The sequence below is a fragment of the Gilvimarinus gilvus genome (assembly GCF_030518155.1).
In the GTDB taxonomy this organism is placed as follows: domain Bacteria; phylum Pseudomonadota; class Gammaproteobacteria; order Pseudomonadales; family Cellvibrionaceae; genus Gilvimarinus; species Gilvimarinus gilvus.
Genome location: NZ_JAULRU010000063.1, coordinates 1 through 374 on the forward strand (window position 1 = coordinate 1; position 374 = coordinate 374).

The window sequence follows — 374 nt, forward strand, 5'->3', positions numbered from 1 at the left end:
GGCCTGCCTGCCGCTCACCCGGTACCTGCTCGCCGTCCCCTGTGGCGCATTCGCTGCGCCGCCGTACCTTGAGTTCGCTGACTACCACCGCGATCACGATCAGCAGGCCGCCCAGCAGCGCCACGCCGGGGAGCCGTTCGCCGGCGATACGCCCGACGATACCAGCCCACACCGGCTCACCAGCATAAATAAGCGTTGCCCGGGTGGGCGAGACCGACTTCTGCGCCCAGTTCATCGCCACCTGAATTACCGCACTCATCGCGCCCAGGCCGATAGCGCTGACCAGCAGCAGCCAGGAAAAGTCAGGGATGCGCTCCTGGGTCGGGACGATCATCAAAAACGCCAACACCGACGCGGTCGCCAACTGGACAACG

The 374-nt window shown here is 65.8% G+C and carries 1 protein-coding gene; it reads right to left on the reverse strand.

Annotation, left to right across the window (positions count from 1 at the left end; translation table 11 throughout):
• Positions 1-374 (reverse strand): EamA family transporter (locus QWI17_RS00295; RefSeq protein WP_302720506.1); only part of this gene is annotated, 374 nt, incomplete at both ends.